This is a genomic window from Mesorhizobium sp. B2-1-8 (genome assembly GCF_006442545.2).
In the GTDB taxonomy this organism is placed as follows: domain Bacteria; phylum Pseudomonadota; class Alphaproteobacteria; order Rhizobiales; family Rhizobiaceae; genus Mesorhizobium.
This window is the reverse complement of record NZ_CP083952.1, coordinates 2,684,164-2,696,471: the sequence shown is the minus strand read 5'-3', so window position 1 is coordinate 2,696,471 and position 12,308 is coordinate 2,684,164. Positions and strand designations below refer to the sequence as shown.

Below are 12,308 nucleotides of genomic sequence, written 5' to 3'. Positions count from 1 at the left end.
AATAACGATGCGCAAACGGCGCTGTCAAACGCAACCCCCGAATTGGTTGAGCCAGCGCGCCAGTGGTTGAGCCAGCGCGGTTGGGCCGGCGAGCAGTGCGATCAGTTCGGCTTTGAACCGATATCGCATGGAACCTCGAAACCTGCATTGGCAAGCCGCTGGCGAAAGCGGCGAACCCACTCGTTGCCTTCGTCCCGAAGCATATCCCACAGCGGCCATTCGGGAGCCGTTTCGACAGCACGTAAAATGGACCAGTTGAGCCCGTAGCCTGTGTCGCCGTCGGCAGGCAGCAACGATATCAGGGCGCTGACGTCATCGGCAGACAGTGGGGGAAGCAGGGATTCAATGCACGTTTGCGCCGCGGCAATTTGCTCGAGAGTGAGATCTTCCGTCAACTTCGGAGCAATCCCCCAGAGACCGCGCACGGCTTTCTGCATCACGCCAGCCTCCCTATTTGCTCAGAGGTAAGCGTATGACCCGCCTCGCCCAACAGCCGTCTCGCCGCTTCCTGATCCGACGCTTTCACCAGCAGGTGGTCGCCATCGAAGGTCGATACCAGGAAGATGCCCAGCTCGTTTTCCGACAGCGGCCTGATGACCGACAGCACGATGCCGGTTTCGTCGAACGCAAAGGGTCCCTGCAATTTGAAGGCGACCCAGTCGCGATCGTGCTTGACGGCATCCGGCACGCGATGCTGGAGGCAGGTGATCGAGAGCTCGTCGTCGGTTCTGGTGATGCTGACGAAGCCTGGCCCGTCCGCCCAGGCAGGAATGCCGTCACCGGCTTCAAGCCGCGAAATCGCGTACAGGCCGGGGAGTTGCTTAAGCTTGATCCTGGCAGCCATGCTCACGCTCCGATTGGTGGGCATCCAACTGGCCGCTTGCTCATATAGACCGTCGTTCCGTTCATGAACGGCTCCTCCCGATCGATCGTATAGCCAAGCTTGCGATAGAGCGACACATTGGCTTCGAAGGCGCCGTTGGTCAACAGGCGGAGCTCCGGGCGTCCTGCCTCGCGCGCCTTGGTTTCCGCACGCTCCAGCAGCAGCCGGCCGATGCCCCTGCCGTGCGCCTCCGGCGCGACGCAGACATTCTCGATCCAGAGGTGACCGTCCTCCAGCATGGTCTCGATCATGCCGACGATGCGGTCCTCCGCGACGGCGAGCTCGATCTGGTGTTCGGCGATGGCCTTGTCGTAATCGGCGCGCATCGGCAGCGGCTCGCGGCCGATCACCGGCACCCATCTGGCATAGGCGGCACGGACTATGTCGCGGATCGCTGCGGCGTCAGCAGGTTCGGCCGGCCGAAACCGGATGGAAGAATTGACAATCATCAGAAGGCTCCAGGCATGAAAAAACCCGCCGGCGTTATTCGCGGGCGGGCTGGGGAAACGAAGCGGATCTATAAAGCCGATCTTCCTCGTCGCGCAACCAGCGTGCCCTTCCGCATTGTGCGGGGGCGGCGTCGCTTGGTGTCGGCGGGCGCGAGAACGAACATGGCGGCAGGCTGGGGCAGCAACTGCCATGCGTCAAGGCACGGTCCAGGCCGATCGTTAGGCCAACTATCGGCAGCGCTTTGGCAAGGCATGGTCAAAGCAGGCTGAAGCCCAGCTTCTTGTGAAGCCGATTTGCATCGATATCGGGCCGGCAGCGACGCCGGCCCTCCCGACGCTGGTCGATGCCTTGCGATATCGCGGGTAAAGCGGCTGGATTGTATCCGTGGCCGTTCTATCTTCCCGATCGGGCGTTCTACCAACGGAGCCATCGCCGTGACCGAAACCGATCTCTATCGAGGCTATATCGACTGCCTCAACAATCAGGATTGGCAAAGGCTGCATCGCTTCGTCCATGACGAGGTGCATTATAATGGCGACCGGGTTGGACTGTCGGGCTATCGCGACATGCTGGAACGGGATTTTCGCGAAATCCCGGACCTCTATTTCGATGTCCAGCTGTTGATCTCAGACCCACCGTTCATAGCGAGCCGCCTCCAGTTCAATTGCACGCCCAAGGGAACTTTCCTCGGACTGCTCGTCAACGGCAGGAAAGTCTCCTTCAGCGAGAACGTCTTCTACGAGTTTCTGAACGACAGGATCAGGAACGTCTGGTCCGTGATCGACAAGGCGGCGATCGAGGCGCAGCTTTGATGTCATGCGCCACCTATCCTCTTTGCAGCCGGTGGTAAACTTGCCTACTTTGTCCAGATAGGAGTAGCCGCCGATGGCGAATGTCGAGAAAGTGAGCGTTGCCCTCACGCCCGAAATGGCAACCATGATGCGCGAGGTCGTTGCGGCGGGCGAATACGCTTTGGCGAGCGAAGTCATGCGCGAGGCCTTGCGCGAGTGGAAGTTTCGTCGGGTGCAACGCGACCAAGCCATCGACGAGTTAGGCCGCCTATGGGACGAAGGCATGGCAAGCGGCGATCCCGTAGATGGACGGGATGCCTTCGCCCGGATCAAAGGCAAGCTTGATGCGAGGATTGCCGAGCGCACATCGCGATGACGCTGCGCCTAAGACCGGAGGCCGAAGCTGATATCGAAGCCATCGCGCTTTATATAGCCGAGGACAGTCCCTCGGCGGCATTGCGTTTGGTATGACGAAATCCATGCCCATTGCGAACGCATCGCCGACATGCCGGGCATGGGCATTGCCCGGCCGGAAGTGCGAGCAGGCTTGCGCACGTTCCCCGCGGGAAACTACTTGATCCTCTATCGCCAAACGGACGACGGTGCGGAGATCGTGCGTGTTATTCATGGCGCACGGCGGTGGCAGGAATTGTTGTAGCCCGACGGCTTGCGTCCTCGCAGTTCGGTGCGCTTGTATGATCGCCAAGGCACCAGCAATGCGCGCACGCGTTCTTGAGGCCGTTTTTTTGAGCGCGATCGTTCGAAAAATTCGATCATTCTAACTAGAATAATTCGTTGGAAAGATCGATTGTGAAATGGCATTTCCCCAGCATACCCGCCTGGAGAATTGCATTGTCTTCCCTGACCCGCATTGCGAACGATATTCCGAAAAGCAGGATTTCCACCGATCTGGTCGCAGGCCGCAAGCGCGTCGATTCCCTTTGGAACGGCATCATCCCCGGCATCGTGCTGGTGGCGATGATCACCGCCGTCGCCTTCTCCGCCCGCAATGTCTCCGGCTTCGCCTTGTTCAGCCCCATGATCCTGGCCGTCGTCGCCGGCATGATCTATTCCAACGTGCTCGGCACGCCGGCGCACGCCAAGGCCGGCATCGCCTTCTCGCAAAAGCGCCTTTTGCGCTTCGCCATCGTGCTGCTCGGTTTCCAGCTGACGCTTAGCCAGGTCGTCTCCATCGGCGCTAGCGGCGTCGGCATCGTGGCGCTGACCCTTGGCGCCACCTTCCTCCTCACCATCACGCTCGGCCGGCTGATCGGCGTCGACGCCAAGCTGGCGCGGCTGATCGCCGCCGGCACCTCGATCTGCGGCGCCTCGGCGATCGTGGCCACCAACATCGTCACCGATGCGCGCGACGAGGACGTCACCTACGCCGTCGCCTCGATTACTTTGTTCGGCACCGTCGCCATGCTCGGCTTTCCGCTGCTGGCGCCGATGCTCGGCCTCGACCAGCATGCGTTCGGCCTGTGGGCGGGCGCTTCGATCCATGAGGTGGCGCAGGTCATCGGCGCCGGTTTCCAGAACGGCACCCAGTCCGGCGAGATCGCCACGGTGGCCAAGCTGACCCGCGTCGCCATGCTGGCGCCGATGGTCATCGCGCTCGGCCTGGCGGCGCGCCGCGGGAGCAGCGACCAGTCGGCGGCACGCCCGCCCATGCCATGGTTCGTCGCCGCTTTCGTCGCCGTCGTGGCGCTGAACAGCCTGGTCGCGATGCCGGCTGAGGTGAAGCAGGCAATGGCGATCGCCACCACCATCATGCTCACCATGGGACTGGCCGCCATGGGCCTTCAGGCCGACATCTCGCAGCTGCGCTCGCGCGGCCTGCGCCCGCTGGCGCTCGCCTTCTGCGCCTTCCTGTTCATCGGCTGCTTCAGCCTGATGCTGGTGAAGGTCTCAGGCTAATCAATCCACAAACGAACTCGCCGCGACATAGATCGCCGCCAGCGCCTCGATGCCGGCCTGGTCGGCACTGTCGAAACGGCCGGGCGTCGGACTGTCGAGGTCGAGCACGCCGAAGACGCCCTCCTCGTCTTCCAGCAGCACCACTAGCTCGGAGCGCGAGGCGGCGTCGCAGGCGATGTGGCCGGGGAAATCATGCACGTCCTTGATCAGCATCGAGGTGCCGAGCTCGACCGCCGTTCCGCACACGCCGTTGCCGACAGCGATGCGCACGCAGGCCGGCTTGCCTTGGAAGGGTCCGAGCACCAGTTCCTCGTCCGATGCCAGGAAGTAGAAGCCAGCCCAGTTGAGGTCGGGCACCATCTGGAAGATCAGTGCCGAGGTGTTGGCGGCATTGGCGATGGAATCGCCCTCGCCCTCCAGCAATGCCTTCAGTTGCGCGGCGAGGTCGCGATAGAATGCGACCTTGTCCGAGGTATCGATGGCCTTGGCGGCAAACATGACTTGTCTCCGAACTGAGAATCGCGGTTCCGTTTCCGCAAGCTCCCTGCACCAAACGACCACCCGACGATACTAGCTTGAATTCCAGTCGCCGCGAAAGTCGGAAGAAGATGCCTAGTCGGACACTCGGCAGCACGGCACGTCCATCGAACCGTGCTGCCTTGATCAAGAAGGCAAGTTCGTCAGCCGGCGGGTTTGTACGCGCCCGCAGCCTTTTTGGCGGCCGCGAGCACTGCCTTCATATCGAGTTCTTCCAGTACAACCATCTCGGTCAGCGAGCCGCTCGCTCGCACGGCAAGGGACATGCCAATCCCCGCTGACTGGTCCGGCACCTCGCCATTGACAACGACGTCATAGATGCCGCGCGTGAACATCACGCTGCTCACCTTGCCGCCAACGCTTTCAAAAAGCGCCTTGACCGCAGCCTGCCTGTCCGAGCCCTGCATCAATCCTTTGGCGGCATGAGGCGCATAGTTTGCCAAGATAATCACTTTCATGGGTATTTCCTCCAAATGTCATTGTCTCGTGCTGCTCCATAATTCGAGCGGCACGGAGTGATTTATTTTTCGGAACAATCGCAGGCGCCCCCGGGACGCGTCGGCGGCCAAGGGCTCGCTGCCGGACAAATATGCTCTCAAGCTAATATAATGACAATACCGGACACTCCGACGCTGCCGACAGGATTGTCTGGCTGGACCACGCTCGGCCAACCGCATCGAGCTCGCGCCGTTGACGCGCGATGTGGTCTGAGGTTGAACGGCCAGTAGCGGCGCGGCCTTACATCGGGCGCTTGGGTTCGCCCTTTTGTGGCGTTGCCGCATCTGAATCGGACTTCTTATGCTTGTCGGCGGCAATCCTGCGGATGCGGTCGAAGCGGCTTTCCTTGGTCGTCTCGGTCGTGACGACCGTCTCTGGCTTCTGCGCGACCACGATCATGGATCGATCTCCTGGGCTAGAGGCCTGCGCGCCGGGAGAAAATCCCCCGGCGGCAATATCGAGCTTCAGTGAGCAGCCGGCGCCGCCGGATTGAGGCAGGCCTGGAAAGCGGCTTCGATGAAGCCACCCCCGCAGGTCGACTGAATCCTTAGTAGCCGCCCATGCCACCACCACCACCCGCCGGTGCCGCATCCTTCGGCGGGATGTCGGTGATCATCGCTTCGGCGGTGATCAGCAAGGCCGCGATCGAGCCGGCGTCCTGCAATGCCGTGCGCACCACCTTCGCCGGGTCGACGATCCCAGCCTTGATCATGTCGACATAGACCTCGTTCTGGGCGTCGAAGCCCTGATTGTGGTCCTTGCTGTCGGCGAGCTTGCCGACGACGATCGAGCCCTCGACGCCGGAATTCTCGGCGATCTGGCGGATCGGCGCCTCAAGCGCGCGAAGCACGATGGAAATGCCGGCGGTGACATCGGCATTGGCGCCGTTCAGGCCTGATAGCGCCGACCGGGCACGAAGCAGGGCGACGCCGCCGCCTGGCACGATGCCTTCCTCGACCGCCGCACGCGTGGCGTTCAGCGCGTCGTCGATGCGGTCCTTCTTTTCCTTCACTTCCGACTCGGTGGCGCCGCCGACGCGGATGACGGCAACGCCGCCTGACAGCTTTGCCAGCCGCTCCTGGAGCTTTTCCTTGTCGTAGTCCGAGGTCGTCTCCTCGATCTGGCCCTTGATCTGGGCGACGCGCGCCTGGATGGTCGCCTTGGTGCCCGCGCCGTCGATGATCGTGGTGGTATCCTTGTCGATCAGCACGCGCTTGGCGCGGCCGAGCATCTCGATGGTGACGTTTTCAAGCTTGATGCCGAGATCCTCGGAAATCATCTGGCCCGATGTGAGCACCGCGATGTCTTCCAGCATCGCCTTGCGACGGTCGCCGAAGCCCGGTGCCTTGACGGCCGCGACCCTGAGGCCGCCGCGCAGCTTGTTCACGACCAGGGTAGCGAGGGCCTCGCCTTCGACGTCCTCGGCAATGATCAGCAGCGGCCTGCCGCCCTGCACCACCGCTTCGAGGATGGGCAGCATCGCCTGCAGATTGCCGAGTTTTTTCTCGTGGATGAGGATATAGGGGTCCTCGAGTTCAGCGCGCATCTTGTCGGCATTGGTGACGAAGTAGGGGCTGAGATAGCCGCGGTCGAACTGCATGCCTTCGACGACGTCGAGTTCGGTGTCGGCGGTCTTGGCTTCCTCGACGGTGATGACGCCGTCATTGCCGACCTTGTTCATCGCCTTGGCGATCATTTCGCCGACGCTGGCGTCGCCATTGGCGGCAATGGTGCCGACCTGCGCGATCTCGGCCGACGACTTGACCTTCTTGGCCTTCGCCTTGATTTCCCCGACGACGGCGGCGACGGCCTGGTCGATGCCGCGTTTCAAATCCATCGGGTTCATGCCGGCGGCGACCAGCTTGGCGCCTTCGCGCAGGATCGAAGCGGCCAGCACCGTGGCTGTCGTGGTGCCGTCACCAGCGAGGTCATTGGTCTTCGAGGCCACTTCGCGCACCATCTGCGCGCCCATGTTCTCGAACTTGTCCGCAAGCTCGATTTCCTTGGCAACGGCGACGCCGTCCTTGGTGACGCGTGGGGCGCCATAAGCCTTGTCGATGATGACGTTGCGACCCTTGGGACCCAGAGTCACCTTCACCGCATTGGTGAGGATTTCGACGCCGCAGAGCATGCGGTCACGCGCATCGGTGGAGAATTTGATTTCCTTGGCAGACATGATTTTTTCCGTTCGAGTTTGAGGGGGCCAGTCGCCGCGCCGAACGCGCGGCGCTCCAGTCAGGCGGCCTTCTTGGCTTCGACAGCCCTTTCGATGACGCCCATAATGTCGGCTTCCTTCATGATCAGCAGGTCTTCGCCGTCGATCCTGACCTCCGTCCCCGACCATTTGCCGAACAGAACCAAGTCGCCGGCCTTGACGTCGAGCGGAACGAGCGCGCCCTTTTCGTCGCGTGCCCCCGGACCGACGGCAATGACTTCGCCTTCCTGCGGCTTTTCCTTGGCATTGTCGGGAATGATAATGCCGCCCTTGGATTTAGTATCGCCTTCGGCGCGCCGGATGACGACGCGGTCGTGGAGTGGACGGAACTTCATGAGAACTTCTTTCTGGGGCCGGCATAGGCGACCGCGCCCTCTCCTATAGGCGGTTTGGCACTCGATAGATAGGAGTGCCAAAATTTATCGTGAGACGAATTAAATATTAGAAGTATTATTTCAGCGCTCGGTTTCTCCACGCCGGCAAGGGCCCAAATAATTCGAAAGATTGAATTTTTCCTGCCGAGCCCCTATTTATCTGACAAGTTCGTTTTCACGATTTCAGCATGAAGGAGATTTGTTCGATGGCCGATGGCAATCACACTCTGATGGAAAAAGCCCAAGCCCGCTTTGTCGACAAGCAGAAGAAGACGGCCGAGCACAACAAGGCAACCGCTGAATACATGTCCGAGGCGCGGGCCAGGGAGATCAAGACGAAACGGCTGAGAGAGCTGCGGCTGGCCAAGGAAGAAGCCGACCGCATGGCGGAAGCCCAGAACCCGACACCGAAGAAGAAACGGGCGGTAAAGAAGGCCTAGAAATTCCAGGAAGGTGCGGCGGTTTCGCTCGCGCGGGCAAAGAGCGTTCAGCCCTCATGCCGCGGCGCTGCGCCCTTTCACTTGCCCCTCGGCCTTGAAGATGCGGAACGTGTTGCGGCCTGCGGCCTTGGCGGCATAGAGCGCGGTGTCGGCCTGCATGAACAGGTCGCAGGGCTGACCGGCCTCGGCGAAGGCAATGCCGACCGAGGCGCCCAATCTGAGCGACTGGCCACGGACGGGAAGCGGCTTGGCCATCGCCTCGATGAGGTGGCGCGCCATGCCTGAGACGGCGGCTCGATCGAGATGCGGCCCAAGCAGCACCGCGAACTCGTCGCCGCCGACGCGCGCCACCAGCTCCGCCTCGCCGCAACCGCCGGCAAGGCGTTCTGCCGCCGCCTTCAGGCACTCGTCGCCGACGACATGGCCGAAGGTGTCGTTGACGGCCTTGAAGCCGTCGAGGTCGATCAAAAGGAGCGCGCCGACGGGTCGGCCCTCCTCCGCATGCCCGAGCCGCGCCTGGAAGCGAGCGCGGTTGGCAAGCCCGGTCATGGCGTCGAATTCGGCCAGATAGCGCATCCGGTCCGAAAGGATTTTTTCCTCGGAGATGTCCTGCTTCATGCCGAAGATGCGCACGGGCACATCAGCCTCGCACTCGACGGTGGCGGTGATGCGGATCCAGCGCCAATGGCCGGCCACGGTCGTGATCTCGGCATCGAGGGTGAAGCCGCTGCGCTCGGCGATGGCACGGCCGCGCAGACTATCCAGTGCCTTGCGCGATTCAGCCGGATAGCACTTGATGATCTCGCCGCGGTCGAGCACCGAGCCGCGCGGCAAGTCGAACAGGTCGTAGACCACATCGGTCCAGGTAAGTCGCTCGTCGGGCAGGCTGCATTCCCACACGCCGATGCGCGCCGCGGCCGACGCCCGGTCGAAGATCTTGCGGCTGTGGGCAAGCGAAACATCCTGACTGGCGATCAGCGCCGCCTGCGCGGCAAGTTCCGCCTCGAGCCTGGCGATGGTCGCGGCATCGTGGCGCCGTTCGTCGGCGCTGCCTTGCCCCATCCGCTTGCCGGGTAGCGAGGCCGGGTCTTTCGGAATGCAGGATGTATCGGGCATGGAGGACCTCCTGGCGGGCGACCACCATGGCGCAACAGCCCTTAAAACTTCGCTGACGGCAGGCCTGGTTTTGATGGAATCGATTGTCGAAGTCGGCGCCGCCCCTCATCTGCCTGCCGGCATCCTCTCCCCGTATAGGGACGGGGAGAGGGGCGCTTATTGATGGCTTCGCCAATCGCCAACGTTGCAAAAGAGGGCGCCGAGGTCGCGGCCGCCCCTTCTCCCCGTCACCGTACGGGGAGAAGTGCCCGGCAGGGAGAGGGGCAGCGCCACCGCTCGGAATGGCGTGGTGGAATGGAGGAGCTTATCCAACACTTTTCCCCTTGAACCCACACCCAATCTGGCCTAGCCTTGATTTGAGAAAAGGTTTTTCCAGATGTTCCCGATCAAGCTCGGCCGTTGGCCGGGCTTTATTCCGACCGGTAAGGGAAAACCTTTTCCCAACTAAGGATTCTCGCCGCGATGGCATCGGACGATCAGCCAGTTCCGGTCTTTCCCAAGCCCGTCACCTTGCGTGACGTGGCCGCCCGGGCCGGCGTCAGCGTCGCCACCGCCTCGAAGGCGCTCAACGACCAGGGGCGGATGACCGCCGAGACCCGCGAGCGCATCCGCGACACGGCGCGCAGCCTGGGGTTTCGTCCCAACAGCCTGGCGCAGAGCCTGCTGAGGCGGCGCTCCTTCACCGTCGGCCTGCTCACCAACGATACCTATGGCCGTTTCTCGCTGCCGCTGATGTCGGGCATATCTGACGCGCTGGTCGATGCCGGCGTCTCGGTGTTCCTGTGCAATGTCGAGGAGGATCCGCGCCTCGGCCAGCTTCATGTCGAGGCCATGCTCGACAAGCGCGTCGACGGCATCATCGCCACCGGCAAGCGCATCGACCGCCATTTGCCGGTCGACCTGTCCAATCTGCATGTCCCGGTGATCTATGCCTTCACCCAGCCCGATCCCGACGCCGTCGCCTTCGTTTCCGACGATGCCGGTGGCGCGCGGCTGGCGATCGAGCATTTCTGCCGGCTCGGCCGCAAGCGCATCGCCCATGTCACCGGCCCGGCGAGCTTTGCCGTGGTGCACGAACGGGCGCAGGCCTATCGCGCCGCGCTGACCGAAAACGGCCTGCCTGCCATCGAGCCGCTGCTCGGCGCCTGGTCGGAAGCCTGGGGACATGAGGCCGTGGCAAAACTGTTCGACACCAACGGCGAAAAACCGGACGCTGTCTTCTGCGGCAACGATCAGATCGCGCGCGGCGTCATCGATGCTCTGCGCGAACGAGGCCTCGGCGTGCCCAATGATGTCGGCGTCATCGGCTTCGACAATTGGGAGATCGTGGCCGAGGCGACCCGCCCGCCGCTGACCTCCATCGACATGAACCTGGCAGCGCTTGGACGCGAGGCCGGGCTGACCCTGCTTTCCCAGGTTGGCGGCAAGCCCGCCACGCCGGGCATTCGAAAACTGCCGTGCCGGCTGGTGGTGCGGCAGTCCTGCGGCCGCCTGTCAAATGGCTGAGAAAGACGGCTGAAGAACGAAACGCCGCGATTGGCGGCAAGCCGCGCATCGCGGCCAATGTGGAGGAGGAGAACATGAGGACTTTGATTGCCAAACTGGCCCTGACGGCTGCCGCTCTGGGCTGCGGCCTGCAATTTGCCGCCGCCGAGACCGCCAACATCTGGGTACGTGCCGACGGCTCGAACTTCATGCCGAAGATCGTCGACGCCTTCAACAAGGCGAACAAGGACCAGGTCAAGCTCGACATCATCCCCAATGCCGAGATCATCCCGAAATATGGTGCGGCCGCCGCCGGCGGCACGGCGCCCGACGCGTTGTCGCTCGACCTGATCTACACGCCCTCCTTCGCCGCCGCCGGCCAGCTGGAGGACATCACCGACTGGGCGAAATCCCTGCCCTATTTCGCCAGCCTGTCTCCGGCGCATGTGAAGACCGGCACCTACAAGGACCATATTTACGGCCTGCCCTTCTCGGCCGACGCCTCGGTGCTGATCTGGAACAAGAAGCTGTTCAAGCAGGCCGGCCTCGACCCCGAGAAAGGTCCCACCAACTGGGCCGAGATCGAAGCCGACGCCGAGAAGGTCAACGCGCTTGGCGGCAACATCAAGGGCTTTTATTTCTCCGGCAATTGCGGCGGCTGCAACATCTTCACCTTCACGCCGCTGATCTGGGCCTCGGGCGGCGACATCCTGTCGGAGGACGGCTCGAAGGCGACGCTGGACAGCCCGCAGCTGCGCGGCGCCATCGATCTCTACCGCTCCATGGTCAAGAAGGATCTGGTGCCGGCGGGAGCCCAGACCGACACCGGCGCCAATTTCTTTGCCGCCTTCGCCGCCGGCAATATCGGCATCTCGCCGTCCGGCGCCTTCGCTATCGGCGCGCTCAACACGCAGTATCCCAATGTCGACTACGGCGTCACCTTCCTGCCGGGCAAGGATGGCAACTGGTCGTCCTTTGCCGGCGGCGACAATTTCGTCGTCACCAAAGGCACCAAGAAGCTGGCCGTGGTGAAGGAGTTCCTGGACTTCGCCTATTCGCTCGAAGGCCAGACCATCCTCGCCAAATACGGCAGCCTGCCGGTGCGCGGCGACATCGCCAAGGAAGCGCTCAAAGATCTCGACCCGCGCTACCAGATCGCCGCCGAAGCCATGGCCAAGGGCAAGACGCCCTATTCCGTGGTGTTCAACGACCTGATCAACTCCGCCAATGGCCCGTGGACGCAGATGATCAACGAGGTCTTCTTCGGCGACGACGTCGACGGCGCGATCGCCAATGCACAGGAAACCATGCAGTCGATCATCGACCAGGCGCCGCAGAAGTAGCGCGCGCCTGTCCGGCCGCCCGCCTGTCTCCCTGGGCGGGCGGCCGGGAATTTGCATCGCTAACGACAGGGCTATCGCGTTGAGACAAGACCCTCTCATCCGGCCGCTACGCGGCCACCTTCTCCCCGCTGGGGAGAAGCGGCTGGCGCCCGTGCCGGCGCCCTCCTCTCCCCTCGGGGAGAGGTCGGATTGCCCCGAATTGCCCTTCGCAATTCGGTTGGCAATCCGGGTGAGGGGGTACTTGGCCGATGCCCTAACA

The 12,308-nt window shown here is 62.7% G+C and carries 16 protein-coding genes; 7 read left to right on the top strand and 9 right to left on the bottom strand.

Annotated elements, in window-relative coordinates; genetic code table 11:
- Positions 1-101: 101 nt before the first annotated feature.
- From FJ970_RS13200 to FJ970_RS13190, 3 genes are read right to left on the bottom strand one after another with little or no spacing between them, the layout of a single operon-like run.
- Positions 102-440 carry a hypothetical protein gene (locus FJ970_RS13200; protein ID WP_140763614.1) on the bottom strand — a complete coding sequence of 113 codons (339 nt, stop codon included), beginning with the start codon at positions 438-440 and terminating at the stop codon, positions 102-104.
- Positions 437-844: an ACT domain-containing protein gene (locus tag FJ970_RS13195; RefSeq protein WP_140763617.1), complete on the bottom strand. Its 408-nt coding sequence runs from the start codon at positions 842-844 to the stop codon at positions 437-439. The genes FJ970_RS13200 and FJ970_RS13195 overlap by 4 nt, the downstream gene beginning before the upstream one ends.
- A gap of 2 nt (positions 845-846) precedes the next feature.
- A complete protein-coding gene (locus FJ970_RS13190) occupies positions 847-1,332 on the bottom strand; it encodes a GNAT family N-acetyltransferase (protein WP_140763620.1) in 486 nt (161 codons plus the stop codon).
- Positions 1,333-1,767: 435 nt separating this feature from the next.
- Here FJ970_RS13190 and FJ970_RS13185 point away from each other — a divergent pair, with 435 nt between their 5' ends.
- From FJ970_RS13185 to FJ970_RS13170, 4 genes are all read left to right on the top strand, one after another.
- Complete coding sequence (locus FJ970_RS13185) at positions 1,768-2,145, top strand: ester cyclase (protein ID WP_181178776.1); 378 nt, start codon at positions 1,768-1,770, stop codon at positions 2,143-2,145.
- Positions 2,146-2,218: 73 nt separating this feature from the next.
- Positions 2,219-2,500 carry a type II toxin-antitoxin system ParD family antitoxin gene (locus tag FJ970_RS13180; protein ID WP_140763622.1) on the top strand — a complete coding sequence of 94 codons (282 nt, stop codon included), beginning with the start codon at positions 2,219-2,221 and terminating at the stop codon, positions 2,498-2,500.
- A gap of 129 nt (positions 2,501-2,629) precedes the next feature.
- Entirely contained in the window at positions 2,630-2,782 is a 153-nt protein-coding gene (locus tag FJ970_RS13175; protein ID WP_318012957.1) for a type II toxin-antitoxin system RelE/ParE family toxin, read from the top strand.
- 194 nt (positions 2,783-2,976) lie between these two features.
- A complete protein-coding gene (locus FJ970_RS13170) occupies positions 2,977-4,041 on the top strand; it encodes a YeiH family protein (protein WP_140763624.1) in 1,065 nt (354 codons plus the stop codon).
- On the opposite strand, the gene FJ970_RS13165 is transcribed toward FJ970_RS13170, so the two are convergent.
- The 5 genes from FJ970_RS13165 to FJ970_RS13145 form a co-directional block, all read right to left on the bottom strand.
- Positions 4,042-4,539 (bottom strand): GAF domain-containing protein, encoded by a 498-nt coding sequence (locus tag FJ970_RS13165; RefSeq protein WP_140763627.1) that lies wholly within the window; start codon positions 4,537-4,539, stop codon positions 4,042-4,044. It abuts the gene before it with no gap.
- A 182-nt stretch (positions 4,540-4,721) separates the two neighbouring features.
- Positions 4,722-5,036: a GYD domain-containing protein gene (locus tag FJ970_RS13160; protein WP_140763630.1), complete on the bottom strand. Its 315-nt coding sequence runs from the start codon at positions 5,034-5,036 to the stop codon at positions 4,722-4,724.
- A 280-nt stretch (positions 5,037-5,316) separates the two neighbouring features.
- Positions 5,317-5,475 carry a hypothetical protein gene (locus FJ970_RS13155; RefSeq protein ID WP_181178777.1) on the bottom strand — a complete coding sequence of 53 codons (159 nt, stop codon included), beginning with the start codon at positions 5,473-5,475 and terminating at the stop codon, positions 5,317-5,319.
- 148 nt (positions 5,476-5,623) lie between these two features.
- Positions 5,624-7,252 carry a chaperonin GroEL gene (groL, locus tag FJ970_RS13150; RefSeq protein ID WP_140763633.1) on the bottom strand — a complete coding sequence of 543 codons (1,629 nt, stop codon included), beginning with the start codon at positions 7,250-7,252 and terminating at the stop codon, positions 5,624-5,626.
- A gap of 59 nt (positions 7,253-7,311) precedes the next feature.
- The gene (locus FJ970_RS13145) at positions 7,312-7,626 is read right to left on the bottom strand and encodes a co-chaperone GroES (RefSeq protein ID WP_140763636.1); all 315 of its coding nucleotides are present in this window, start codon (positions 7,624-7,626) and stop codon (positions 7,312-7,314) included.
- Positions 7,627-7,871: 245 nt separating this feature from the next.
- On the opposite strand from FJ970_RS13145, the gene FJ970_RS13140 reads away from it, so the two are divergent.
- Entirely contained in the window at positions 7,872-8,105 is a 234-nt protein-coding gene (locus FJ970_RS13140; RefSeq protein WP_140763639.1) for a hypothetical protein, read from the top strand.
- A gap of 54 nt (positions 8,106-8,159) precedes the next feature.
- Here FJ970_RS13140 and FJ970_RS13135 read toward each other — a convergent pair whose 3' ends face one another.
- Positions 8,160-9,221, bottom strand: a complete 1,062-nt coding sequence (locus tag FJ970_RS13135) for a diguanylate cyclase domain-containing protein (RefSeq protein WP_140763642.1) — start codon at positions 9,219-9,221, stop codon at positions 8,160-8,162.
- Between the two features lie 462 nt (positions 9,222-9,683).
- Between FJ970_RS13135 and FJ970_RS13130 the strand changes: the two genes are divergently transcribed.
- Positions 9,684-10,727, top strand: coding sequence for a LacI family DNA-binding transcriptional regulator (locus FJ970_RS13130; RefSeq protein WP_140763645.1), 1,044 nt, complete (start codon positions 9,684-9,686; stop codon positions 10,725-10,727).
- Positions 10,728-10,801: 74 nt separating this feature from the next.
- On the top strand, positions 10,802-12,049 hold the full coding sequence (locus FJ970_RS13125; protein WP_140763648.1) for an ABC transporter substrate-binding protein: 1,248 nt from the start codon (positions 10,802-10,804) through the stop codon (positions 12,047-12,049).
- Positions 12,050-12,308 lie beyond the last annotated feature (259 nt).